The sequence below is a fragment of the Lysobacter sp. TAF61 genome (assembly GCF_052113485.1).
In the GTDB taxonomy this organism is placed as follows: domain Bacteria; phylum Pseudomonadota; class Gammaproteobacteria; order Xanthomonadales; family Xanthomonadaceae; genus Lysobacter_J.
The window spans coordinates 88,989-113,831 of sequence record NZ_JBFRDH010000002.1 but is presented as its reverse complement, the minus strand read 5'-3'; the positions used below and the strand labels follow the sequence as shown (position 1 = coordinate 113,831).

The 24,843-nt window shown below is 67.7% G+C and carries 22 protein-coding genes; 7 read left to right on the top strand and 15 right to left on the bottom strand.

Annotated features, from left to right (window positions below; all coding sequences use genetic code 11):
- Positions 1–25: 25 nt before the first annotated feature.
- Genes AB4Y64_RS04960 through AB4Y64_RS04950 form a run of 3 tightly spaced genes read left to right on the top strand, consistent with a single transcriptional unit; the run spans position 26 to position 5,049 of the window.
- A complete protein-coding gene (locus AB4Y64_RS04960; protein ID WP_441815338.1) occupies positions 26–2,395 on the top strand; it encodes a TonB-dependent receptor in 2,370 nt (789 codons plus the stop codon).
- 6 nt (positions 2,396–2,401) lie between these two features.
- Positions 2,402–3,445, top strand: coding sequence for a DUF1611 domain-containing protein (locus tag AB4Y64_RS04955; protein ID WP_441815337.1), 1,044 nt, complete (start codon positions 2,402–2,404; stop codon positions 3,443–3,445).
- 20 nt (positions 3,446–3,465) lie between these two features.
- A complete protein-coding gene (locus AB4Y64_RS04950) occupies positions 3,466–5,049 on the top strand; it encodes a serine hydrolase (protein ID WP_441815336.1) in 1,584 nt (527 codons plus the stop codon).
- Between the two features lie 44 nt (positions 5,050–5,093).
- Here AB4Y64_RS04950 and AB4Y64_RS04945 read toward each other — a convergent pair whose 3' ends face one another.
- From AB4Y64_RS04945 to AB4Y64_RS04905, 9 genes are all read right to left on the bottom strand, one after another.
- Positions 5,094–5,678 (bottom strand): DUF4136 domain-containing protein, encoded by a 585-nt coding sequence (locus tag AB4Y64_RS04945; RefSeq protein ID WP_441815335.1) that lies wholly within the window; start codon positions 5,676–5,678, stop codon positions 5,094–5,096.
- Positions 5,679–5,845: 167 nt separating this feature from the next.
- A complete protein-coding gene (locus tag AB4Y64_RS04940; protein ID WP_441815334.1) occupies positions 5,846–6,280 on the bottom strand; it encodes a cupin domain-containing protein in 435 nt (144 codons plus the stop codon).
- Between the two features lie 27 nt (positions 6,281–6,307).
- Positions 6,308–7,066, bottom strand: a complete 759-nt coding sequence (gene kduD, locus AB4Y64_RS04935; protein WP_441815333.1) for a 2-dehydro-3-deoxy-D-gluconate 5-dehydrogenase KduD — start codon at positions 7,064–7,066, stop codon at positions 6,308–6,310.
- 8 nt (positions 7,067–7,074) lie between these two features.
- A complete protein-coding gene (gene kduI, locus AB4Y64_RS04930; RefSeq protein ID WP_441815332.1) occupies positions 7,075–7,920 on the bottom strand; it encodes a 5-dehydro-4-deoxy-D-glucuronate isomerase in 846 nt (281 codons plus the stop codon).
- Positions 7,921–8,055: 135 nt separating this feature from the next.
- Positions 8,056–9,153: a LacI family DNA-binding transcriptional regulator gene (locus AB4Y64_RS04925; RefSeq protein ID WP_441815331.1), complete on the bottom strand. Its 1,098-nt coding sequence runs from the start codon at positions 9,151–9,153 to the stop codon at positions 8,056–8,058.
- Positions 9,154–9,233: 80 nt separating this feature from the next.
- Complete coding sequence (locus tag AB4Y64_RS04920; RefSeq protein WP_441815330.1) at positions 9,234–10,514, bottom strand: TRAP transporter large permease; 1,281 nt, start codon at positions 10,512–10,514, stop codon at positions 9,234–9,236.
- The gene (locus tag AB4Y64_RS04915; RefSeq protein ID WP_441815329.1) at positions 10,514–11,062 is read right to left on the bottom strand and encodes a TRAP transporter small permease; all 549 of its coding nucleotides are present in this window, start codon (positions 11,060–11,062) and stop codon (positions 10,514–10,516) included. Before AB4Y64_RS04915 ends, AB4Y64_RS04920 begins: the two co-directional genes overlap by 1 nt.
- Positions 11,063–11,086: 24 nt before the next feature.
- A complete protein-coding gene (locus tag AB4Y64_RS04910) occupies positions 11,087–12,046 on the bottom strand; it encodes a TRAP transporter substrate-binding protein (RefSeq protein ID WP_441815832.1) in 960 nt (319 codons plus the stop codon).
- Between the two features lie 26 nt (positions 12,047–12,072).
- Positions 12,073–12,900, bottom strand: a complete 828-nt coding sequence (locus AB4Y64_RS04905) for a 2-keto-4-pentenoate hydratase (protein ID WP_441815328.1) — start codon at positions 12,898–12,900, stop codon at positions 12,073–12,075.
- A 182-nt stretch (positions 12,901–13,082) separates the two neighbouring features.
- On the opposite strand from AB4Y64_RS04905, the gene AB4Y64_RS04900 reads away from it, so the two are divergent.
- A complete protein-coding gene (locus tag AB4Y64_RS04900; RefSeq protein WP_441815327.1) occupies positions 13,083–14,396 on the top strand; it encodes a pectate lyase family protein in 1,314 nt (437 codons plus the stop codon).
- A gap of 16 nt (positions 14,397–14,412) precedes the next feature.
- On the opposite strand, the gene AB4Y64_RS04895 is transcribed toward AB4Y64_RS04900, so the two are convergent.
- From AB4Y64_RS04895 to AB4Y64_RS04880, 4 genes are all read right to left on the bottom strand, one after another.
- Positions 14,413–15,174, bottom strand: coding sequence for a rhamnogalacturonan acetylesterase (locus AB4Y64_RS04895; RefSeq protein WP_441815326.1), 762 nt, complete (start codon positions 15,172–15,174; stop codon positions 14,413–14,415).
- A gap of 12 nt (positions 15,175–15,186) precedes the next feature.
- Positions 15,187–16,311, bottom strand: coding sequence for a pectinesterase family protein (locus tag AB4Y64_RS04890; protein WP_441815325.1), 1,125 nt, complete (start codon positions 16,309–16,311; stop codon positions 15,187–15,189).
- 13 nt (positions 16,312–16,324) lie between these two features.
- Positions 16,325–17,677 (bottom strand): pectate lyase family protein, encoded by a 1,353-nt coding sequence (locus tag AB4Y64_RS04885; protein ID WP_441815324.1) that lies wholly within the window; start codon positions 17,675–17,677, stop codon positions 16,325–16,327.
- Between the two features lie 138 nt (positions 17,678–17,815).
- A complete protein-coding gene (locus tag AB4Y64_RS04880) occupies positions 17,816–20,623 on the bottom strand; it encodes a TonB-dependent receptor (RefSeq protein WP_441815323.1) in 2,808 nt (935 codons plus the stop codon).
- A gap of 266 nt (positions 20,624–20,889) precedes the next feature.
- Between AB4Y64_RS04880 and AB4Y64_RS04875 the strand changes: the two genes are divergently transcribed.
- The 3 genes from AB4Y64_RS04875 to AB4Y64_RS04865 all read left to right on the top strand — a co-directional run bounded on the left by AB4Y64_RS04875 (position 20,890) and on the right by AB4Y64_RS04865 (position 23,081).
- Positions 20,890–21,900, top strand: a complete 1,011-nt coding sequence (locus tag AB4Y64_RS04875) for a sugar kinase (protein ID WP_441815322.1) — start codon at positions 20,890–20,892, stop codon at positions 21,898–21,900.
- Complete coding sequence (eda, locus tag AB4Y64_RS04870) at positions 21,887–22,522, top strand: bifunctional 4-hydroxy-2-oxoglutarate aldolase/2-dehydro-3-deoxy-phosphogluconate aldolase (RefSeq protein ID WP_441815321.1); 636 nt, start codon at positions 21,887–21,889, stop codon at positions 22,520–22,522. The genes AB4Y64_RS04875 and eda overlap by 14 nt, the downstream gene beginning before the upstream one ends.
- 172 nt (positions 22,523–22,694) lie before the next feature.
- Positions 22,695–23,081: an HU family DNA-binding protein gene (locus AB4Y64_RS04865; protein WP_158732745.1), complete on the top strand. Its 387-nt coding sequence runs from the start codon at positions 22,695–22,697 to the stop codon at positions 23,079–23,081.
- A 120-nt stretch (positions 23,082–23,201) separates the two neighbouring features.
- Here the strand turns inward: AB4Y64_RS04865 and AB4Y64_RS04860 are convergent, their stop codons facing one another.
- The gene (locus tag AB4Y64_RS04860) at positions 23,202–23,810 is read right to left on the bottom strand and encodes a nucleotidyltransferase family protein (RefSeq protein WP_441815320.1); all 609 of its coding nucleotides are present in this window, start codon (positions 23,808–23,810) and stop codon (positions 23,202–23,204) included.
- Positions 23,807–24,787 (bottom strand): XdhC family protein, encoded by a 981-nt coding sequence (locus AB4Y64_RS04855; RefSeq protein ID WP_441815319.1) that lies wholly within the window; start codon positions 24,785–24,787, stop codon positions 23,807–23,809. The genes AB4Y64_RS04860 and AB4Y64_RS04855 overlap by 4 nt, the downstream gene beginning before the upstream one ends.
- Positions 24,788–24,843: the final 56 nt, after the last annotated feature.

The window sequence follows — 24,843 nt, the reverse complement described above, 5'->3', positions numbered from 1 at the left end:
GACTTACCACCAGGGGAACGACGACATGTACGACGTTGACGCAAGCAGCAACCCGGTAGCCCTCAAGCGCGCGTCGGTGCGTTCGATGCGTCGCAGCCCGCTGGCGGTTGTCATCGCCGGCACGCTGGCGATGGCAGTGGCAGGCTCGGCCTTCGCCCAGGATGCGGCCTCGGCGGGAGGTCACAGCGCGACCGACCTGGACAAGGTCGTAGTCACGGCCAACAAGCGCTCGGAGAACATCCGCGAAGTTCCGTCCTCGATCAGCGTGATCACCGAGGAGAGCATCGAGAACTCGCACGCCACCCAGCTCAGCGACTTCCAGGCGACCGTGCCGGGCCTGTTCATCAGCACCAATGGTTCGCCGGGCAAGACGCAGGTTTCGCTGCGCGGCGTCTCGCCGCTGTCGTCAAGCGCCACCGTCGGCACCTACCTGGACGAAACGCCGCTGGGCTCCAGCGGCATCTACCAGGCCGCCAACTTCTTCGCCCTCGACCTGCTGCCCTACGACATCAGCCGCATCGAAGTGATGCGCGGCCCGCAGGGCACGCTCTACGGTGCCAGCGCGATGGGCGGCCTGGTCAAGTACGTGTCGGTGGCCCCGGACCTGTCCAACACCGAGTTCCGCGTCGGTGGCGGACTGTCGAGCGTCGAGGATTCCGGCGACCTGGGCTGGAACGCCCGCTTCGGCGCCAACCTGCCGCTCGTCGACGATCGCCTCGGCCTGCGCGTGAGCTACGCGCAGAACGAACTGCCGGGCTACATCGACAATCCCGTCAACGGCGAGGAAGACATCAACTCCGCCAAGCAGACCAGCGCGCGTGTCGCGCTGCGCTGGCAGGGCGAAAGCGCCACGCTCGACCTGACGGCGATGCGCCAGACCGTCGACAGCGACAACAACGCCCTGGTCGCGCTCGACCCGGAAAGCCAGAAGCCGCTGTTCGGCGATCTCACCAACAACGTCGTCGTCGACGAACCGTTCTACAAGGACGTCGACTACTACTCGGCGACGGTGAACTGGAACCTGGGCTGGGCCGACTTCGTTTCGGCCACCGGCTATTCCGAGTCGCGCAGCAACCAGCGCACGGACACCACCGTGCTGTACGGCGGCGTCGCCGACATGCTGCTGGGCCTGCCGGAACCGGGCAGCTCGTACTTCGACATCGGCCTGGACCTGGACAAGTTCACCCAGGAGTTCCGCCTGGTCTCGAAGCAGAGCGGTCCATTCGAATGGATGGCCGGCGTGTTCTACACCAAGGAAGACGCTTTCCAGAAGCAGACGGCGAAGTTGAACCAGCTTGACGGTTCGCCGCTGCCGGCGCCATTCGACACCATCGCAGGCACGCTTGCGGTCCTGCAGATCCCCAGCACGTACGAAGAAACCGCGTTCTTCGCCAACGGCGCATACAACTTCACCGATGCCTTCAAGGTCAGCGCCGGCGTGCGCTGGTCGCGCAACGAACAGGATTTCTCGCAGGACGTCACCGAAGGCATCCTGGTGCCGCTGGGCAGCACGCCCAACAGTTCGTCTGAAGATGTATTCACCTGGAGCCTGAGCCCGCAGCTCCAGCTCAGCGACGAAGCCATGGTCTACGCACGCGTCGCCACCGGCTACCAGCCGGGCGGCCCGAATGTGCTGGTCGATGGCCTGCCTTCGCAGGTCGACGCCTCGACGCTGACCAACTACGAGCTGGGCCTGAAGTCGCTGTGGCTTGATAATCGCCTGCAGTTCGACGTGACCGGCTTCCATATCGCCTGGGACGACATCCAGGTCGCGTCGGTGGTGAACGGCATCTCCGGTCTGGTCAACGCAGGCAAGGCCAGCAGCACCGGTATCGAGCTGGCCACGGTGTTCCATGCCAGCAGCAACTTCGACATCGGCCTCAACGGCTCCTACACCGATGCCAAGCTCGACGAGAGCTTCCCGGTGATCTCGGTGGAGTCGCCGCCGTACCTGGTGGAGATCACCAGCGGCGCGAAGGGCGACGCACTGCCCTATGTGCCCGACTGGTCGTGGAACGCGACGGCTGATTACTATCTGCCGCTTTCCAATGGCTGGACGGCCCACTTCGGTGGCGCCCTGCGCTACGTCGGTGCGACCAGCAATGGCACCACCGCGCGCCAGGACATCCTCGACCCGAGCACCACGCCGCCGACGTTGCTGGCGAGCGATGTCACCCCGCCGCTGGAGCTCGACAGCTACATCACCGCCGACCTCAACGCGTATCTCAGCAACGAGAACTGGACCTTGCGCGCCTACGTCAAGAACGTCAGCGACGAGCGCGCCTACCAGTCCATCGGCGACATCACCAGCGAGCTGACCGACGTCACCGAGAAGCTGGTCGCCGCGCCGATACAGCCACGCACCTTCGGCATCGAGGTCGACTACAGGTTCTGACCGCAGATGCAAGTCGCCCCCACGCTGCACGAACCCGAGACCCCGGCATTGCCCGCACCGTACCTGCTGTTCCTGGGGGACACGGTGGAGCCCGGTTACGCCAAGACCGCGTTTGGTCTGCGTGACTGGGCGCCGGAGCAATGCCTCGGGGAATACCTCCTGCCCGGCGCCCGTGTCAGCACGGGCCTGCCGGCCATGACGCCGGCGCAGGCACATGCGGCCGGTGCGCGCGCGCTGGTCATCGGTGTCGCCAACGCCGGCGGCGTCATCCCGGAACACTGGGTGGCGGCGCTGGTCAATGCGCTCGAAGCCGGGCTCGACATCATCAGCGGCATGCACATGCGCCTGGCCGACCTGCCAGGTCTGCAGCACGTCGCCAAGCGCCATGGCCGTCGCCTGATCGATGTGCGGCGTCCGCCGGACAAGCTGCCGATCGCATCGGGACGCAAGCGCAGCGGCAAGCGCTTGCTGACGGTCGGCACCGACTGCGCACTGGGCAAGAAGTACACCGCACTGGCGCTGGCGCGTGAGTTCACCTCGCGCGGCGTCGCGGCGGACTTTCGCGCCACCGGCCAAACCGGGATCCTGATCGCCGGCGGCGGCATTCCGCTGGATGCGGTGATCGCCGACTTCGCCGCCGGCGCAGCCGAGATGCTCACGCCCGATGCCGCGGCATTGCACTGGGACGTGATCGAAGGCCAGGGATCGCTGTTCCATCCGGCCTATGCCGGTGTCTCGCTGGCGCTGCTGCACGGCAGCCAGCCCGACGTGATCGTGGTCTGCCACCAGCCCGGCCGCGAGCGCGTTCTGGGCAGTCCGCATTACGCCGTGCCGAGCATCGAAGACACGATCGCACTGAACCTGCAGCTGGGCCGTCGCACCAATCCGCAGATCCGTTGCGGCGGCGTCAGCCTCAACACCGCGCACCTCGACGAAAACGCCGCGCGTCGCCTGCTGACGGCAGAAAGCGATCGCCTGGGTTGCGCCGTCGCCGATCCGATCCGCGGCGGCGCCGAATTCGAAGCACTGGTCAACCAATGTCTGGGATGAAAATGTCTGACGAGCGACGGATGCACCCGCGAACCCTGCTGAAACTGGTGCCGGCCGTGGCCGGGCTGGCGTTCTCCTTCGCGGTCTGGGCAGCGCCGCCTGCCGACCTCGACGCGCACGTCAACGCGGTGATCCGCGAGCAGGGCGTGCCGGGCATGGCGGTGACCATCGTCGAGCAGGGCAAGGTGGTGCACGCCAAGGGTTACGGCGTGCGCAGGCTCGGTTCGAACGAGCCGGTCGACGCCGACACCATCTTCCCGACCGGTTCGACCGGCAAGGCCATCACCACCGCGGCGCTGGCCGTGCTGGTCGACGAAGGCAAGATCGGCTGGGACGACAAGGTCATCGACCACATGCCGGGCTTCCAGATGTACGACGCCTGGGTCACGCGGGAGATGACCATCCGCGACCTGCTGGTGCATCGCAGCGGCCTGGGCCTGGGCGCGGGCGACCTGATGTTCGTGCCGCGCTCCTCGCTCAGCCGCGCCGAGACCGTGCGTCGCCTGCGCTACATCAAGCCGGCCACCAGCTTCCGCAGCGGCTACGCCTACGACAACCTGCTGTACGCCGTCGCCGGCCAGTTGATCGAGGACGTCAGCGGCCAGGACTGGGAAACCTTCGTCCGCGAGCGCGTGCTCAAGCCGGCAGGCATGCGCACCTCGACCACCCGCGACGCCGACCGTTTCGCCACGGCCAACCGCGTGCAGCCGCATGCGCGCATGGACGGCGGCTTCCGCGGCGTCGGCAAGCAGGAAGTGCTGGACGAGCGCCAGAGCCTGGGGGCCAATGCGTCGCCGGCCGGTGGCGTGTCGTCCAGTGCCAATGACTTCGGTCGCTGGCTGTCGATCCAGCTGGCCCACGGTGCGTTGCCCGAGGGCGGTCGCCTTTTCAGTGAGGACGCATCGCGCGAGATGTGGACGCCGCAGGTGCTGATGCCGATCGATGCCTATCCGGCCCCGATCGCCGAAGCCACGCCGCAGTTCTCGGCTTACGCGCTGGGTTGGGACGTGCGCGACTATCGCGGCGTCAAGATCCTCGAGCACGGCGGCGCCGTGTTTGGCGTGCAGACGCTGGTGGTGCTGATCCCCGACAAGCAGGTCGGCTTCTCGCTGCAGATCAACTCCGAAGACGGCGTCGTCCTGCGCGGGCTTGGCTACGAGTTGCTCGATCATTACCTGGGTGCACCGCATCGCGACTGGGTCGGCGACTTCGCCGCCTACAAGAAGAGCCGCGTGCAGGGCGCGCTGGACTTCCTGGCCAAGAGCAAGGCCGAGAAGAAGCCGTCACGTCCGTCGATGCCGCTGGGCGGCTACGCCGGCAAGTTCGCCGACCCGTGGTACGGGCCGATCGACATTCGCGAGGAGAAGGGCCGTCTGCGCCTGGACTTCAAGCAGACGCCGAACATGGTCGGCACGCTTGAGCACTGGCAGTACGACACCTTCATTGTGCGCTGGGACGACCGCACCGCCGAGCCTGCATACGTGAGTTTCGGGATCGATGCCGACGGCAAGGTCGACCGGATCAAGATGAAGGCGGTGTCGCCGATCGCTGACTTCAGCTGGGACTACCACGACCTGCTGTTCACGCCGCAGGCGGGCAAGTAAAGAGACCGTGCGGCGCCGGTCAACCGGCGCCGCGACCTGCACGCTTACTGCGCCTGCGCGACCGGCGTTCCCGGCGGGAACGTTGCGAACATCTTGTCGACGCTGGCGAGCATGTTGGTGGTCTGGCGCTGCGGATTGGACGGGATGGTGCCCTGGGCAATGCCACGCCAGATCGCGCGCTTGCTCTGCGAATCGAACATGTCGAGCACGAGCGTTCCGTAGGTGTAGGCGCGGGTAGTGGTCGAACCGTAGCTGGCGCCCCAGCCCCAACCGCCGCCGCAGCAACCCCAGCCGCCCCAACCGCCGCCCCAGCCCCAGCCGCCCCATGCCGGGCCGCTGTAGAAACTGTCGAGGCTGTAGCGCGTTTCGGTGGCGACGTTGGCGACGATGTCGATCTGCGCTTCGGTCGACTGGGTCCAGCCGCGCTCGCGCAGCTTGGCGTCGACCGCCGCGACCAGGCGCTGCTGCTCGAGCGGCGAATAGCCTTCCGGCTTCTGCGCCCAGCGGTAGGTCCGGTACTGGCCGAAGCTCACGCCCGGGTCGTAGTCGGTGAACACGGCCGGCGTGGTGGCGCAGCCGGAAAGCATCGCGATGCCCATCGCGACGAACAGAATGAGTGAGCGTTTCATGGCCGGCTCCCAAGTGGCGGCGACATCAGCATACGCCTGCCGCCGTCGCGCAAGCGAGGGGCGACGGGGGGCTTTCTGAAGCATTCAGTCAGGTCCGCGCGACGTGACCGTTTTTCCCCCAGGCAGGCGTTTTGCCAGCCGGTTGGCAGCCGGGGCGAGCGGGCCGGCTACGGCGCGGGCGCCTGCTTCGGGTACGCGACGATGATCACCAGGTCGGCCTGTCCGCGCTGCGCCAGGGCGTGGGTACTGCCGTTGCGCGTAAGGATCGCGTCGCCGGCACCGACCTCCCGTCGCTTGCCATCGAGCATCAACTCGCCGCGGCCCGACAGGACGTAATAGATCTCGTCCTTGTCGTTGCGGTGCTCGCCGATGGTCGCGCCCGGGTGCAGGGCGCGCTGGCGGAACACCAGGTCGAACCCGGCGGCGTCGGCGAAGAACGGGTAGGCGGTGGTGGTGCCCAGGCCCTCGTGCGGACCTGGTTGCTCAACCGCGATGTCGCGCGCCTGTTCGACATAGGAGTCGCGGCGCGGTTCGCCTGCGTACGCCGCAGTGCAGGCGAGGATGGCAACAACGGTGATCACGTTTGAGAGCTGTGCGCGCATCGTCGTCGCCTTCCGTTACTCGCCTGATCAGCGCGCCAGCCAGCCGCCGTCGACCGGGATGATCGCGCCGTTGACGTAATCCGACGCATGCGATGCCAGGAACACGGCCGCACCGCCGAGGTCAGACGGCTCGCCCCACCGGCCGGCCGGAATGCGACCGAGGATCTGCGCGTTGCGATCCTCGTCGGCACGCAGCTGCGCGGTGTTGTTGGTCACCATGTAGCCCGGCGCGATCGCGTTGACGTTCAGTCCCTTGCCCGCCCATTCGTTGGCAAGCAGGCGGGTGATGCCGGCAATGCCGCTCTTGCTGGCTGCATACGACGGCACGCGGATGCCGCCCTGGAACGACAGCATCGAGGCGATGTTGATGATCTTGCCGCTGCCCTGGCCGATCATGTGGCGGCCGGCGGCCTGGGCGAGGAAGAACGCCGACTTGAGGTTGACGTTCATGACGTCGTCCCAGTCCTGCTCGCTGAAATCCACGGCGTCGGCGCGGCGGATCATGCCCGCGTTGTTGACCAGGATGTCGAGGCCGCCGAGCCCATCGACGGTCTCGCGCACGATCCGTTCGACCGGCTCCAGGCTCGACAGGTTGGCCTCGATCGCGATGAAGCGGCGACCCAGCGCGCGCACCTTCTCGCCGGTCTCGGTCGGCGCCGAGGTGCCGGCCGCGGCGATGTCGGCGCCGGCCTGCGCCAGCGCCAGGGCGATGCCCTGGCCCAGGCCGGTGTTGGCGCCGGTGACGACCGCGACCCTGCCCTGCAGGTTGAACAGTTCCGTGCCCATGCGTCCCCTTACTTGAGCTGGCAGATGTCGAGCTGGTTCATGTCGGTGTAGTCGAGGTTCTCGCCGCCCATCGCCCAGATGAAGCAGTAATTCTTTGTGCCCGAGCCCATGTGGATCGACCACGGCGGCGACACCACGGCCTCGTCGTTGGCGATGACGATGTGACGCATGTCGGCCGGCTCGCCCATGAAGTGCATGACGCGCTCGCTGCCCAGGTCGAAGTAGAAATAGACCTCCGAGCGGCGGTCGTGCAGGTGCGGCGGCATGGTGTTCCAGACGCTGCCGGTCTTGAGGATCGTCAGGCCAAGCAGCAACTGGCACGACTTGACCGTGGCCGGGACGATGTACTGGTAGATCGTGCGTTCGTTCGAGGTCTCCAGCGAACCGCGCTCAAGCGGAACCGCCTGCGAGATCGAGATGTGCTTGGTTTCGAAGCGCGTGTGTGCCGGCGTCGACGCCAGGTAGAACTTCGCGGGATTGGCCGCATCGGCGGAGGCGAACTCCACCTTCTCGCTGCCCATCGGCACGTACAGGCCGTCCTTGGGCTCGAGCGTGTAGGCGGTGCCGTCGACGGTGACCGTGCCGGTGCCGCTACCGACGTTCACCACGCCCAGCTCGCGACGCTGCAGGAACGGCTGTCCGGCGGCCGAGGCCGGCTCGGTCTGCGCGGGCAGTGCGACCGGCGCGGCGGTCGGGGCGGCGCCGCCGATCACGAAGCGCTCGTTGTGCGAGTAGTTGAGGACGACCTGGCCGGCAACGAACAGGTCCTGGATCAGGTAGCGCTCGCGCAGCTGGTCGTTGCTGGCCCCGTCCATCATGTCGGGATGGGTGGCGTGGTAGGTCTTGGCGAACATCGGGCCTCCGATACGGGCTTTGCAGTGCTTGTGCCGGGTGCCAGCAGGCGCGCGGCGGGATGATGTGGCGATGATAACGGGGTTTTGGTAACCGGTGTCAAAAGCCGGGCCAGGCGGAAGAGGGATGCTTTTGCTTCAGGCCTTGGGGCGCTGGCTCGAATCCCGGACCACCAGCTGCGGCGTCACCGTGCGCGGCACTGCCGGTGCGGCAGTTTCGGTGGCCAGCAGCATCTGCGCGGCCTGGCGGCCGAGATCACGGATCGGCGAGTGGATCGTGGTCAGCGCCGGCCACAACTGCGACGCCAGCGGGCTGTCGTCGTAGCCGACCACCGACAGGTCGCCGGGGATCGACAGACCGCGACGCATCGCCGCCTTGTAAACACCGGCGGCCATCTCGTCGTTGCAGGCGAAAATCGCGGTCGGGCGCGGCGACTTGGCCAGCAGGTACTCGGCGCCGGCGACGCCGGACTCGAAGGTGTAGCCACCTTCGAACATGTAGTCCGGCGACAGTTCGATGCCGCGATCGGCCAGGCCGGCGAGGAAGCCACCGCCGCGCTCGATGGTCGAGCGATACCGGCGCGGGCCGGTGATCAGGCCAAGCGTGCGGTGACCGAGCGATTCGAGATAGTTGGCGGCCTCGGTGCCGGCGCGGCGGTCGTGCGTGACCACCATGTTCGCGGCCTGGTCGAGCGGAATCGAGGCGATGCGCACGTAGCGCACACCGATCTCGCGCAGGGCGGTGGCCAGCTGTTCGTCCTCGGACACGCGCGGAATAAGGATCACGCCATGCAGCTTCTGCTGCTGGGCAAAGCGCCTGACACCGTCGATGTAGTCTTCTTTCGAGCTGTCGCAGGGATGCACGACCAGCTCATAGCCGGAGTCGCGCAGCGCGTCGAGCGCGCCGTACTGCATGTTGACGATGAACTGCGCGGTCGGGTTGTCGTAGACCAGGCCGATCAGGAACGAGCGCCGGAACGCCAGCCCGCGCGCCTGTGGATCGGGCGAGTAACCCAGCTGCTTCATCAGCGCCAGGACCTTCTCGCGCGTCTCCGGGTGCACCAGCGGCGAGTCGTTGATCACCCGCGACACGGTCTTCTTCGACACGCCGGTGAGGCGGGCGATGTCGTTGATCGTCGCCTTGCCTGCCAGCGTCACCGGCTCGGACGGCGCGGCCGCGGCGGTGGCCGTGGTGGTGCGGACGCGGCGGCGGGGTCGGGAGGTGGAGTCGGTCATGGGCAGCCCGTGGGTTGGCCCATTCTAGCCGCCGCAGGCGCTGGCGCGGTTGCGGGCGTGGCGGCGGCCATGGCAGCGGCTCACTTCATCAGCGCCGGCAGCCACAGCGACAGCTGCGGCACGAAGGTCACCACCAGCAGTACCGAGAAGGCCGCCAGCCAGAACGGCCAGATCGTCTTGAGGGTCTCGCCGATGCTGATCTTGCCGATCGCGGTACCGACGAACAGCACCGACCCCAGGGGCGGCGAGATCAGGCTGATGCCGCCCTTGAGGATCAGGATCACGCCGAAATGCACCGGGTCCACGCCGATCGCCTTGGCCAGCGGAAGGAAGATCGGGGTGCAGATGATGATCATCGGCGCCAGGTCCATGAAGGTGCCCAGCACCAGCAGGATCAGGATCATCAGCAACAGCAGCAGGTTCTTGTCGGTGGTGATGCTGGTCAGCCCTTCGACCGCGGCCGACGGCACCTGCAGGTAGGCCAGCAGCCAGCCGAACGACGCCGCCGAGGCGATTACGAACACGATCATGCCGGTGGTGCGCGCCGCGCCGGTGACGGTCTCCAGGAAGTCGCGCCAGCGCAGATTGCGGTAGACCAGTGCGGTCACCAGCAGTGCATAGACCACGGCAATGGCCGCGCTTTCCACCGCGGTGAAGATGCCGGCGCGGATGCCGATGAAGATGATCGCAACGAGCAGCAGGCCCGGCGCCGCCGCGACCAGGCGCCGCAGCACCACGGCGAAGCCTGGAAAGGCCTCGATGGCGTAGCCGCGGCGGCGGGCGATGATCCAGCAGGTCAGCATCAGCGTTGCCGTCATCAGCAGCGCCGGCAGGATGCCGGCTGCGAACAGGTCGGCAATGGAGATGCTGCCGCCGGCCGATGCCGAGTACAGGATCAGGTTGTGCGAAGGCGGCACCAGCAGCGCGACCATCGCCGCGGTCATGGTGACGTTGACGGCGAAGTCGCGGTCGAAGCCGCGCCGCACCATCTGAGGGATCATCGCGCTGCCGATCGCCGACACGTCGGCGATGGCCGAACCCGACACGCCGCCGAAGAACAGCGACGACAGCACGCTGACCTGGCCCAGGCCGCCGCGCAGGTGGCCGACCAGCGACGAGGCCAGGCCGATCAGGCGTTCGGAGATGCCGCCGCGCAGCATGATCTCGCCGGCGAAGATGAAGAGCGGAATGGCGATCAGCGAGGCCGAGCCGGCACCGGCGGCGGTCTGCTGCACCATCACGATCGGCGGCAGGCCGATGTAGAGCAGCGTCGCCAGCGCGGCAGACGCCAGCGAGAAGGCGACCGGCACGCCGATGACGAGGAGCACGCCAAAAACGACGAAGAGGATCGTGACTGCCATCATTTGCTCCGTGCAGGTTCGGCCGGCGCGGTGATCACCGCGACCAGTCGCTGGAGGGCGAACAGCACCATCAGCGCGCCGGCAATCGACATCGGCGCGAACACGGCGCTCTGCGGCAGCGGCGCGCCGGCCATCGGGATGTCGATGCCGTCGAGCAGCAGCTCACCGCCCCACAACGCCAGGACGAAACCGATGCCGGCGATGACCAGGTTGGTCAGCGACATCAGCACCCGGCGCACGGTCGGCGGAGCGGAGTGCACGAGGATGAAGAAACCAAAGTGCGAACCGCGGTGAACGCCAGCCGCCGCGCCGAAGCTCATGGCGGTATTGAGCAGCAGCAGCGCGACCGGCTCGGTCCAGCCCGGCGAATCGTTGAGCACGTAGCGCGCGAACACCTGCAGCGCCTGCACCGCGACCATGCCGACCAGGGCAACGCCGGCCACACCGATGGCGAAACTGGCGACGCGATCGAGCCATGTGCGCGGCGCGGCCTCGCTGTCGGCGTGCTCGCCGGTGCGTTCGGCATCGGCATCCGGCGGAACTGCCATGGGAACTTCTGCCATCGTCATGCCTCAGGCCAGTGAGCGGATTTGGCGATACAGCGCTTCGATCGCCGGGTCGCGGTGGTAGTCGGCCAGCAACGGCGCCACGGCCTGGCGGAATGCGTCCAGGTCGCAGTCGTTCATGCGCACGTTGGCGGCGATGAGGTCCTTGCGCGCCTGCGCTTCGGACTCGTCCCACAGGGTGCGCATCACCGCTACCGACGCACGCGAGATGTCGAGCAGCAGGGCGCGGTCGCGTGACTGCAGCGAATCCAGGCTGCGGCGTGAGATCAGCAGCACGTCGGGTGCGTAGGAATGCTCGGTCTGCGACCAGTAGTGGGCGGCTTCGAACTGGCGGCTGGAGTGGAAGCTGCGCAGGTTGTTCTCGGCGCCGTCGATGAGGTGCGTCTGCAACGCCGAGAACACTTCGCCGTAGGCCAGCGGTGTCGGGTTGCCGCCGAACAGGCGGATCATCCGCATGAAGATGTCCGAGGCCGGCACGCGGAACTTCAGCCCGTGCATGTCCGCCGGCGTGTGGATCGGCCGGCGCACGTTGTAGAAGCAGCGCGCACCGCTGTCGTAGATCGCCAGGCCAACCAGGTCGCGCTGTTCGAAACCCTTCAGCACGGCGGCGCCGACGTTGCCGTCGAGTGCCGCGCGCAGGTGCGGCACGGAATCGAAGACGTACGGCAGCGACAGCACCTGGGTCAGCGGGAATGCGTTGTTGAGCGCACCGGAGTAGACGCGGGTGATGTCGATCGCGCCGAAGCGGGCCATGTCGATGGCCTCCGACTCACGCCCGAGCTGGCCGGAGTGGTACATGCGCAGGCGCAGGCGGCCGCCGGTTTCCTGTTCGAGCTGCTTGCCGATCCATTGCACGGCGGCAACGGTCGGGTAGTCCTTCACATGGACGTCGGTGGCGGTAAGGATGCGGACGTCGGGGCTGGCGCCCAGCGCAGGCAGCACCGACGCGCCGCAGGCCGCGGCCATGCCAGCAAGGAACCGGCGTCTTTCGATCATGCGCGCCCCTCGGTGGCGGTGGTCGTGCGGCAATGCAGCTCGCCCCAGCTACCGAAGCTGATGCGCGAGTCCTGCCCGGCCAGGATGTCGTGGATGCCGGTGGCGGCGCCGGTGGTGACCAGCATGCCCGCCTTGAGCGGGTGGCCGCGACTGGCGCAGCGGGAGAGCGCGAACGCCAGCGCGGCGAGCAGGCCGCCGGGAATCGAACTGGCGCCGCCGGTGCCGACCGACTCACCGTCGATGAAGGTCTCGCAGCGAAGAGCGGCCGGATCCAGCGTCTGCCAGTCCGGCACTTCCCGGCCGAGGACCAGGCCGGTGTTGTTGCCGAAGTCGGAGACCACGATCGGCGGCCCCAGCACGTTGATCAGCGGCAGCGGGCTGCCGGCGAGCTCGACGCCGACCAGCAGCACATCCACCAGCGCAGCCGCTTCATCATCGCTGTAGCGGATCTTGTCGGCAGGCGCATCGGCACGCAGCCGGAACACGTATTCGGCCTCGACCGCGGCAAAGCCGCCCGTGATCACCGCGAATTCGCCGACGCCGTCGGCAGGCGCCTGCACCGCGCCTTCGAAGATCGGACCGACCAGGCGTTCCTCACCCAGGCGCGCCTCCCAGTCGGCGGGAATGCGGCCAACCTTCCAGCCCACCACCGGCCGTCCCCACAGCGCGATGGCATGGTCCTGGATCGCGTAGCCCTGATCGAGCGTCTCCGGCAGCGCGCCGGGATAGTCCGGTAACGCCACCGCCTGACGCCGCGCCGTGACCAGCCGTTGCGCGATTGCGGCGCTGTCGGCGCTGTCCCCTTCCGGCGCGAGTCTGTCCATGCAGTGCCCTATCCCCTGGTGATGTCTCTTCGATGGAGTTGTATAGGAAACCGGTGTCATTGACAATCGGGGCCTACACTCGGACCACGACTCGGGGAGAGGCACGGATGGGGAAGCAGGGGAAGGGGCACGTTTTTCAGGGGCTTGGCCGCGGATTTGCGGTCACCGCGCTGGCTCTGGCCATGGCCGGCCCCGGCCTGGCCGCCAATGGCGCCCAAGGGGCGCCTGTCTCGACGGGGACAGCCGCAGCAGCGTCCGCGCTGGCCTTCCCGGGCGCGCAGGGCTGGGCGGCGCATACGCCCGGCGGACGCGGCGGCCGGATCATCCGCGTTACCACGCTGGAGGCGTCCGGCCCGGGCTCCTTCGCCGAGGCGCTGGCGGCCAGCGGGCCGCGCATCGTGGTGTTCGAAGTGGGCGGCGTGATCGACCTGGGCATGAAGGAACTGCGCATCACGGAACCCTACTTGACCATCGCCGGCCAGACCGCACCGCAGCCGGGGATCAGCTTCATCAAGGGCGGCCTGACCATCGCCACGCATGACGTGGTGGTGCGCCACATCCGGATGCGCCCGGGCGACGGCAACAAGCCCAAGTGGTCGGGCGACATCGATGCGATCACCACCGTGCGCGGCGCGCATGACGTCATCGTCGACCACTGCTCGCTGAGCTGGGCCACCGACGAGAACCTGTCGGCATCGAGCACGCGCTTCTACGGCGAAAGCGAGCAGCAGTGGATGGACGCAGCGTCGCGCCGCATCACCTACAGCAACAACATCATCGCCGAGGGCCTGGCCAATGCCACCCACGCCAAGGGCGAACACTCCAAGGGCTCGCTGATCCACGACCACGTCAACGACGTGCTGATCATCGGCAATCTCTACGCCCACAACTACGAACGCAACCCCCTGTTCAAGGGCGGCGCGCGCGGCCAGGTGATCAACAACCTGATCTACGACCCGGGCCAGCGCGGCGTGCACTACAACCTGATCGCCGAGGAATGGCTCGGCCATCCGTACTCGCGCGGGCAGGTGATTGCGCGCGGCAATGTCATGCGCGCGGGCATCTCGACCGAGGAAGTGGCCTTCTTCAGCGTCGGCGGTTCCGGCGATCTGGACGTATACCTGGACGACAACCTCGCGGTCGATCGCCTCGGTGCGCCGCTGCCGCAGCAGGGGCGCTACACCACCACGCCGATCAAGGTCGACATGCTGAAGAAGCCGCCGGCCTTGCCGTTCGGCGTGACCGTGATGCCGTCGTCGCAGGTGCAGGACGCGGTGGTCGCCAATGCCGGCGCGCGGCCGTGGGATCGCGACGATGTCGACCGGCGGATCCTCGCCGACACCATCGAAGGGCGGGGTCGCATCATCGACAGCCAGGAACAGGTCGGTGGCTACCCCAAACAGCAGGCGACGACGCAGGCCTTCGTACCGGCCGATTGGGACCTCGACACGATGGAGCCGCTGAAGCCGTTGCCGCGGCGGGCGCCGTTGAAGTAGGGCTCGGGGAGAGAGTTCAGGGGTTGCCGAGCAACTGCGCCGCCGGCAACCCCGACTCGCGCAGCGCGAACGCAAACTCGCGCGCCATGCGCTCGGCTCCCGCCGGCGAGAAGTGCGTGTTGTCTTCCACGCCATCGGGATAGTTCGGATTCGCTCCCGCCGGCACCCACAGGAACAACCGCTTCGACCCTTCCACGCCGGCCTCCTGCAGCACCGCCGCACTGCGCCGCTCCATGTCGATCAGCGCGACCTGTTCGCGCGCAGCCAGTGCACGCACCAGGCCCGGATACTCGCCGTGGCTGTCGAGCACCTTGCCGCCCTCGTCGAAGCGTCGCCGCGCCACAGGTGTCAGCAGCACCGGCGTGGCCTGGCGCGCGCGGACGTCGGCGACGAATCGGGCGAGGTTGCGGGCGTAGTCCGCCGGCGGCGTATAGCGATCCTTCTTCTCCACCGACTGGTCGTTGTGGCCGAACTGGATCAGCACCACATCGCCGGCGCGCGTCGCATCGAGCAGCGCCTGCCAGCGCCCTTCCTCGATGAACGTGCGCGTGCTGCGACCGTTCTTCGCGCGGTTGTCGACGATGACCGCGCCGGGCTTGAACTGCGCCTCCAGGTACTCGCCCCAGCCAGTCTCGGGGCGCTTTTCCGGGAGCTTTTCCGCCATCGTCGAATCGCCGGCGAGGTGGATGGTCACGGGCGCCGGATCGGCCGCGAGGGCCGGGCCGGCCATGGACAGGATCGACAGGCACAGGGCCAGGGCCAGGGCAAATCTCAGCATTGCAGTCTCTCGTTACGCTTCAGGCATCCAGCCGGCGAGCACGCGTTCGCGCGTGTACATCGCCAGCTGCGTCGGATCGATTTGTCGCCGCGTCGGCGACTGATGTGCACCCGGGCCGCGGCTGTCGTGTTCGAACAACCGTGCCAGCTCCGGTTCCAGCATCACGCGCTTGCCGTCGCGCGCGGTATAGCCCATCGCGTCCCAGCCTTTGGGGTCGATGTGCGCATCCATCCAGCACGACAGATACGCCGCGGCGCCAACCGCATCGGGATCGCCGTACTTGCCGTCGGCAAACGTCCGGCCCGGGCGCCATGCGCGTCCGAGCGCGACGCTGGCGTCCGGAATCAGTGCGTCGCGGCTTAGGCGGCAACGCAGGAAGGTCAGGCCATGCGGCTGGCGGGCAGGCGTGCATGGCACGGCGACATAACCCTGGCGCTCCTTGCCCGGGCGGAACCGCGAATGCAGTTCGCAGTCCTCGAACAGCGCATTGCCGCCGCCAAAGACGAAATCGACGCTGCCGCTGATGCGGCAGCTGCGGAACAGGCTGCGCCCGGCATCGGCGAACAATGTGTCCTGATGGCCGCTGAGGTCGACGTCGTCGAACTCGCAGCGGTCGGCGCCGGCATCGAGCATCAGCGCCACCGCCTGCGCACCGTTCGGGCCGATCGGTTCGAACTTCGGCGTGGCCAGGTTGCCGACGTAGTCGAACGCGTTCTCGATCGCCAGCCGCTGCGCGCGGAAGTCCGGCGCGCGCACCGTGACACTGGCGCAGCCCCAGGTGCCCCAGGGTTCGCCGTCGGGGCGCTTCATGCCGGCTGCGGCGTCGAAGGTGAGCACGCTGCCGCTGCGGTCCTCGCCGACCAGGTGGATGTTGGGCCGGTCGACCACCAGCTTCTCGTGCCAGCGCCCGCGCGTGACCAGGATGCGGAACGGCGCCCGTCCTTCCATTGGCGCAGCTGCAATCGCCTCGCCGACGCTGGCGAACGTGCGCGCGCCCGGCTGGGGCGTGCGCGCGACGATGGCGTCGAATGGTGGTGCGGTGGCGGCTGCCCGCAACGGCGGAAGCGTGGCCGCGGCTGCGGCGGTCAGCGACGCCTGCAGCAGGCGTCGCCGTTGCTTCGACACATCATGGTTCATCAAGGTCGGACGCTCACTTGAATGGACCTGCCCCCAGGATGACCGTCAACGGCACCGACCAGGTCGGATCGATGCGTCGATACAGCGTTGGCGTCCATGCCACGTTCGGATCGAGCAGCGTGGCGCTGGTCGCGTTGAAAGCGGCGACCACGTCGACCTCGCTGAAGCGGGTGAAACCGTTCAGCAGCGTGCCCTGTGCATGCAGCGCGGTGCCGTTGAAGCGTTCCACGAACAGGTCCGGCGTAACCGCGACGGGCATCAGGAAATGGTTGTTCTGTGCGTATATCTGCGACTCGATGCCGGCGCCCCAGCTGTAGCCGTAGGTCAGGGCGCCGCTATTGGTCAGGCTGTACTGGTTGTTGTAGACGTGGACCTGGCCGTAGCGCACCCGCGGCACGCGCTGGCCCAGGCCGTGGAACAGGTTGTGGTGCAGGCTCACGCGCAGCTTGCCGCGGTCGGCGACGGCGCTGTCGGACGAGCCGATCAGCATCGCCTTGTCGTGGTTGGCCAGCAGGTTCCACGAGACCGTGACCAGGTCCGACTCGTTGGTCACGTCGACCAGGCCGTCGTGAACCTGGTAGAGCCGGCCGAAATAGGTCGGCTGGGTGCGGTCGTCGCTGTCGATGTCGAGGAAGGCGTTGTGGTCGATCCAGACATGGGTCGAGTTGCGCACCGAGATGGCGTCGTACAGCGAGTTCCAGTTGCCCTCGGCGCCGTCGGTCGGCGCCCACTGCGGGAAGCAGTCGTAGGTGTCGACGGAGCTGATGTTGCGCACGATCACGTTCATCGGCTGGTTGCCGCTGGTGCTGCCCGGGCGGATGTCGATCCACGCGCCGCGCAGCCCCGCGCCGCGACCGACGCCGACGATGGTGGTGTTGGCCGGCACGCGGATGCGCACGCGCGCCTGCTGCGCCGCGGCCGAGGCCACGCGCGCACGTTCGAGCGGGCCACTGGGATTCACTCGGCCCCACACGGCAGGATCGTAGGTGGCGAGGAACGCCTCCAGCGAATAGGGCGTGGCCGTCTGCGGATCCGGTCGTGCGTAGTCGGCGCAGGTCAACGCGTTGCCGGCGTCGTCGACGTTGGCGTCGATCATGCCGGCGATGCGGATGATCTTCGGCGTGGCGTCGGGGAATGCCAGAGCGGCAACGAGCGCGTTGCGGTCGCTGACGGTAAAGACGTGCGCGGCATCGGCGGCCGAGCCACCGGTGGTGCCTTGCGGCAAGGCGGCGGTGGGCTGCGAGGCCCAGCCGTCATTGGGTGCGAGGGTCTGGCGTTCGAGATCGGCCGGTGGCGCGGCGATGGTGCCGGCGACGGGCAGGGACAACAGCATTGCGGACAGCAGGACGGACGTGCGAGTGCTCATCGGTACCGCTCCTTCGTGGTGTGGACGGAGCGGACGTCGGCAGCGGAGGCGGCACGGCGTCCGCTGATGGGACACGACATGCGACTGCGGCAGGTAGCACCCCTCTCCCGCGAGAGGGAGAGGGGCTTCAGGCAAACATCAGAACTTGTAGCGCGCGCCCAGGAAGTACTGGCGGCCGGTGTGGTGGTAGACCGATGCGCGATCGCCGATCGAATCCACCCACTGGTCCTGGAACTCGTCGGTCAGGTTCAGACCTTCCAGGGTCAGCTCGAACTGATCGTTGATCTTGTACGAGGCCGACATGTCGATGGTCAGCGTTTCGGCCGTGCCTTCGACGTCGTTGTTGTTGCGTCCCGGCACGGTGGTCAGGAACTGGTCGCGGTACGCAGCCGAGACACGCGCGCTGAACTTGTCGCCTTCGTAGTAGAGCGTGGCGTTGTAGGCGTTCTTCGACAGGCCGACCAGGTCGGTCCTGAGCGAGTTGGCGCCCGCGGCGGTCATGTACTGGATCTTGGAATCGACGTAGGTGTAGTTGAGCTGCACACCGAAGTCGCTCCAGAAACCAGGCAGGAAGGTGAACGGCTGCTGGTAGCTCAGCTCGGCGCCCTGCAGGTCACCGCCTGGGGTGTTGAGCGGGATGTTGAACTGGAAGTCGTCGGTCGGCAGCGCGGTGGTGCCGGCCAGCAGGCTGTCCGGCAAACCGGAGGTGTTGTACGGACGGATTTCGCGCGAGGTCTGCACGAAGGTGTCGATGTCCTTGTAGAACAGCCCCAGGCTCAGCAGCGCCTCTTCGGTGAAGTACCACTCGAAGCTCAGGTCGAAGGTCTTGGCGCGGAACGGTTCCAGGTCCGGATTGCCGCCGGTGACGACCTTGTTGCCGCCGCTGACGCTGACCGTGACGCCCGGGGTCAGGTTGCCCAGGCCCGGGCGCGCCATCACCTTGGCGCCGGCCAGGCGGATCAGGAAGTCCGGCGTGACATCGGCGACGAGGTTGAACGAGGGCAGGGTGTCGTCGTAGCTGCGCTTGACCGTGGTCAGCCTCGGCGTGCCGCCGACGGTGGCGTAGCCGGTCGAGGCCTGCGACGTGTTGACCTGGCGCACGCCGACGTTGCCGCTGAAGGGCATGCTGCCGATCTGCGTGTTGAAGTCGCCCTGGATGAAGAAGCCCTGGTCGCGTTCGGTCACGCTGCGATTGTTGCCGAGCACGCCGGGCACCTGGTCGCTGACGGCGAACATGCCGCTGTCGCTGTAGATGCCGAAGGCACGGTTGAACGCATCGATGTCCGGGATCAGCCAGGTCGAGTCGTTGCCGGCGCCGGCATTGATGTCTTCCAGGCTCATCTGGCGGGTGAAGTCGGCCAGTGTCGAGCCGGCCGGCAGCGCCGGGATCGTCAGCTCGTTGGCGCGACGCTCTTCGCGGGACTCGAAGGTGTACTGCTTGAACTGGCCGCCACCCTTGAGGCTGAAGGCATCGTTCAACGCCCAGGTGAAGCCGAGCTGGCCGCTGTCGATGGTGTTCTCGGCGAACTGCGGACGCAGGCGGATCTCGGACGTGCCGCTGATGAAGCCCCACTGCGACGGATCGTTGACGTCGAAGCCGTTGTGGATGATCGGCAGGCGGTTGTCGCCGCGGTAGTCGTAGCTGTAGCCCTGGGCGTTGTTGCGGTCGAGCGTGATGGTGGTCTGGATCGGGTTCTCGAACTCGCTCTTGGCCTGGCCGAACTCGGCGTTGACCTTGAAGTCGTCGGTGATCGAGTGGTCGGCGTAGAAGTTCCACTGCGTGAACTTCGTCTCCAGCTCGTCGTAGCGGGCCTCGGAGCGGACGTCGACGTTGTTGAACAGGCCGTAGACCATGTTGCCGTGCGCATCGACCGCGCTGTCGACGACCACCGTCTGCGGCTTGCCGGTGCCGGTGCGGCTGAAGGAGATGCCTTCCAGGAAGTTCTCGGTGCGGTTGGCGTCCAGGTCGGCGTACATCAGGTCCAGGCCCATGTGGGTGCTGGCGCTGGGGTCGAACTGCAGCGAAGCGGTCACGCCCAGGCGTTCCTGCTCATGCTCGAGCACGCCGTAACGCGGGATGCGCGGATGGAACACGGCGGCGTTCTCGACCGACGGCGTGCCCGAGAAGCCGCCGCTGCTGGTGCCGTTGTCCCAGCGCACCGTGCTGTGGCCTTCCTCGATCAGGCGACGCTTGGTATAGGCGACCGACATCAGCGCGCCGAACTTGTTGTCGAACCAGGTGTCGCTGATGAGCATCGTGGCGCGCGGATCGAGATCGCCGGCCAGGTCGTTGTAGCCCATCTGCGCGCCGGTGACGAAGGTGAAGCCGTCGTAGTCGAACGGGCGTGCGGTCTGCAGGTCGACGGTGGCGCCGAGCGAGCCTTCCTCGATGTCCGCCGAGGCGGTCTTGCGCACCTTGATGCTGTTGAACAGCTCGGAGGCGAACACGTTGAAGTCGAAGCCGCGGCCGCGGTTGGCGCCGCCGGAACTGTCGGTGCCGCCGGTGGTGGTCAGCGCCTCCATGCCGTTGATGCGCACGCGGGTGAAATCCGGGCCCAGGCCGCGCACCGAGATCTGCCGCCCCTCACCGGCGTCTCGTGCAATCGACACACCCGGAATGCGCTGCAATGATTCGGCCAGGTTCAGGTCCGGGAAGTCGGCGATGTCCTCGGCAACGATGGCATCGACCACGCCGGTTTCGCTGCGCTTGATGTCGAGCGCGCGCTCGAGGCTGCCGCGGAAGCCGGTGACCACGACCGTATCGAGATCGGTCGCCTGCTGGCCCTGGGCGGAGGTATTGGTGACGGCTTCGGCCGGTGCGGTGGACTTGTTGGTCGTCGACGCATCCTGGGCAAGCGCGCTGAGCGCCGCCATCTGGAGCGCGAGGCCTATCGAGGCCGCCAATAAGGTAACCGGTGTCTTTTTGGTGGCACGCTGAAATTGCATAGGTTCCCCTCCCTAATGACGAATACAGCTTGTAAGGTGCTTGTTGACTGGCTTGCGACGCTTGCTATCGTGTTCCCGCGGTGCAAATGACACCGATGGTCAAAACCCTAGCAAAGTGGACGGCGGTTGGCATGCTGCGGTGCGCCATAACCGGCTCGCGGGATCGACATCGGGTCCTCCATGGGGTCACCGTGCGACCCAGAAGGGGTCACAAGCCGCATGACTGGCGGTATCAATAGGGGCATTCCTTCCTCCGGGAGCAGGGCGTGAGTCAACGGATCGTGTGTTTTGGGGAACTGCTGCTGCGCCTGTCGGCGCCGGGGCGGGAGCGTCTTCTGCAGTCGCCGGGCCTGGACGTCCACATCGGTGGCGCCGAAGCCAACGTCGCCGTGTCGCTCGCGCGGTTCGGCCACGACGCAGCTGTGGTCAGCACGGTGGCCGACAACGCGCTGGGCGAGGCGGCGGTCGGCGAACTGCGCCGGCATGGCGTCGACACGCGTCATGTGCGCACAGCGCACGGACGCATGGGTCTGTACTTCCTGTCGCACGGCGCGATGCAGCGCCCGAGCGAAGTGCTGTACGACCGCGCCGATTCGGCGTTCGTGCGCGCCACCGACTACGACTGGGACGCGATGCTCGACGGCGCAAGCTGGCTGCACCTGTCCGGCGTGAGCCCGGCACTGGGCGCCGCCACGGCCGAGGCGACCATCGCTGCGGCCCGCGCCGCGCGCCGGCGCGGGGTCAAAGTGTCGTTCGACGGCAACTTCCGCGGCAAGCTCTGGCAGGCCTGGAACGGCGATGCCGCCAGCATCCTGCGCAGCATCTTTGCCGAAGCCGATGTGCTGTTCGCCGACCATCGCGACATCGCGGTGGTGCTTGGGCAGGCCAGCAGCGGCGAAGGCGAGGACGCCGTGGCCGAAGCGGCCGCGCACGCGTTTGCCGCTTTCGAGCATCTGCAATGGCTGGCCTGCACCCTGCGTGGCCAGCACAGCGTCGACCACCACACGCTGTCGGCGGTGATGGTCGGCCGCGGTGGCGAGCGCCATCGCGCACCCGCCTACGAGCTGGAGGCGATCGTCGATCGCATCGGCACCGGCGATGCATTCGCCGCCGGCGTGCTGCACGGCCTGATCGAGGGCATGGCCCCGGCCGAAATGCTGCATTTCGGGCTTGGCGCGGCCTGCCTCAAGCATTCGCTGCCGGGCGATTTCAACCTGGTCGCACGCGCGGACGTGGAGGATTTCATGGCGCAGGCGGGCTTCCATGTCCGTCGTTGATGCGCGGGCACTGCTGCGCGGCAGCCGCATCATCCCGGTGTACACGCCGCGCAGCGTCGTGGAAGCCGTAAACGTGGCACAGGCGCTGCTGCGCGGCGGCATCGACGCCATCGAAGTCACGCTGCGCACGCCGGTGGCGCTGGACGCGATCGCCGCCGTCGCCGAGCAGGTGCCGGGCATGAAGGTCGGTGCCGGCACCGTGCTCGACGTCGGGCAGATGCGCCAGGTGCAGCGCGCCGGTGCCTCGTTTGCGGTGTCGCCGGGTTCCTCGGCGAAACTGCTGGCGGCCGCGCGCGACGAATCGATGGCCTACCTGCCCGGCGTCGCCACCGGCAGCGAAGTGATGACGGCGGTGGCCGCGGGGTTCGGCCTGCTCAAGGTGTTCCCGGCCGAGGCGATCAATGCGCTGGCGTTGCTGGCTGCCTGGCGCGGGCCGTTCGCCGGGGTCAGCTTCTGTCCGACCGGCGGTATCGACGCCACGCGGGCGCCCGAATACCTGCGCCAGCCCAACGTCGCCTGCCTGGGCGGATCGTGGCTGACACCCGCCGACGCACTGGCGCACGGCGACTGGAACCGCATCGAAACCCTGGCGCGCGGGGCCGCGGCGTTGTCGATTGTCTGACGGACAAACGGTCGCGGCGGGCCATCCGGATGGCCGCAAACGAAGAAAGTAGCGATTTCCCGCATTTTTTCGCCTCTTACCACTTGGCGTCGCCTTTGGCTTGCCCTACATTCCGCTTGCCTAGCGGGGAAATCCGGGCACCCATCAACTAATCGAGTACTACGAGACACATATGGCGAAGACGAAGAAAGTGGCAAAGAAGGCCGCGCCGAAGAAGGCCGCCGCCGCCAAGCCGGCTGCACCGAAGCCGATCAAGGAAGCGCTGACCAAGTCGGGCCTGGTGGCGCACATCGCCGAGGCTGCTGGCGTTGCTGCCAAGGACGTGCGCGCTGTCCTGGCTGCGCTGGAAGGCGCAGTGCACGGCTCGGTCAGCAAGAAGGGCGCCGGTGCATTCACCCTGCCGGGCCTGCTGAAGATCACCGCCGTCAGCGTTGCGGCCAAGCCCAAGCGCAAGGGCATCAACCCGTTCACCAAGGAAGAAGTCTGGTTTGCCGCCAAGCCGGCTTCGGTCAAGGTCAAGGTCCGTCCGCTGAAGAAGCTGAAGGACGCCGCAGCCTGATAGCTGCGTGATGTACCGGGATGCGGTGTGCGCAAGCCACCGCATCCATTCCGGCCCGCGTGCATGCGCCGGCCGTCGATTCACCGTCTCCGGGCGCCACGCCCCGACACCGATCCGCGCTCAGCGGTCGAGCACTCCCAGCGCCGCGGCTTCTTCGACGTCCTCCTCGCGATCGATGTCCAGTCGCAGTTCCGGCGCATCCAGCCGCCATACCGTCGTCGCCATCGCCGTCAGCTGCGCGCCCAGTCCGCGATCGCCCTGAAGTTGTGCGCAGGACTGCATCAGCGCCATCGTGACCACCGCCGGGACGCCGGCCGCTTCGCCGTGTGCGGTTGCCGCGCACCCTGACGCGGATTCCCCCGCGCCCAGCAACAACGCGTGGAGATGATCGACCTCCAGTGCGGGCTGGTCGCAGCCGAGCACGAGCACCGACCCGTCGAATCCCGACAGTGCCGCGGCCGCGCACTTCAGGCTGCTGGCCAGGCCTTGCGACCAGTCGGGGTTGACGATGCATTGCGCGCCTATATCGGCCGCTGCGGCTGCCACCCGTGCCGCATCGGCGCCGGTCACCAGCAGCAACCGTCGCGGTCGTGTCGCGGCGGCCAGGCGCAGGGCACGGTGGACCAGGGTCTCGCCGTCCCTGCACAGCAGCTGTTTGGGACGTCCGAGGCGGCGACTGCCGCCGGCCGCAAGCACGACCGCGGCATGTGTCGTCGTCGCCTCGCTCATGCGCGACCGCCGTGCAGATGGTTCTGCAGCTGGGCGGCGATGCTCAGCGCGATCGCCTCCGGCCCGGTGCCGCCGAGCGCCAGCCCCACCGGCGAATGCAGGCGCGGCAACAGCGCGTCGCGCACCGGGGCCGACAGCACGCGGAACAGATCCTCGCGGCGGCGCACCGGGCCAAGCAGGCCGATGAAGCGGATGCTGCCCTCCGCCAGCGCCGCCAGTGCTTCGCGGTCGAGTTCGAAATGGTGGTGCATCACCAGTGCCGCATCAAACTGGCCCTCGGCCGCCGGCAGCACCTGTGCCGGCAACTGGGCGAGGGCGACGTCGGCAGCCGCGGCGGCGGACTGCCAGCGCGGGCGGCGCTCGACCAGCGTGGTGGTGAAGCCGAGCAGGCGCAGCATCGGCAGCAGCAGTTCGGTCTCCGGGCCGGCGCCGAGCAGCAGCACCGACGGCGGGCGCGCGATGCTCAGCGTCCAGGCCGGCGGCACATCCGGCCACGGCACGGGCGTGGCTTCAAAACGGTGTTCGCCCTGCTGCGAACCAACGCTGCCGACGAACACGCCGCCGGGATCCAGGGTGAACTCGAGTGGTCCCTGCCGCGAGCGCCACGCCGTGATCAGTGCCGGCCATGGCGCCAGTTCCGCCAGCGGCACCAGCGCGATCCGCAGGCGGCCGCGGCAACCGACGGCGGACCCGGAGAGCAGGTCCTCGTCGTTGCGCGTGTCGATCTCCAGCCACTGGATCGCCTGCGTGCGCACCGCTTCGGCGGCGCGCAGTGCGATTTCCGGCTCCAGGCAGCCGCCACTGAGCCAGCCGACCTGGCGGCCTTCGCTGCCGAACAGCGCCAGTGCGCCGGCATGGACGTAGGTCGAGCCCGACGTCTCCAGCACCAGGGCAAGGGCGGCCGGCTCGCCGTGTGCGATGGCGTTGGCAGTGGCTTCGAGCACGCCACGGGTGGCGCCGGGCTTGAAGGGTTCCATGGCGCGAGTCTAGAGCCTGTGCGGGCACGCTTGCCGTGATCGCCACGCCTGCACGC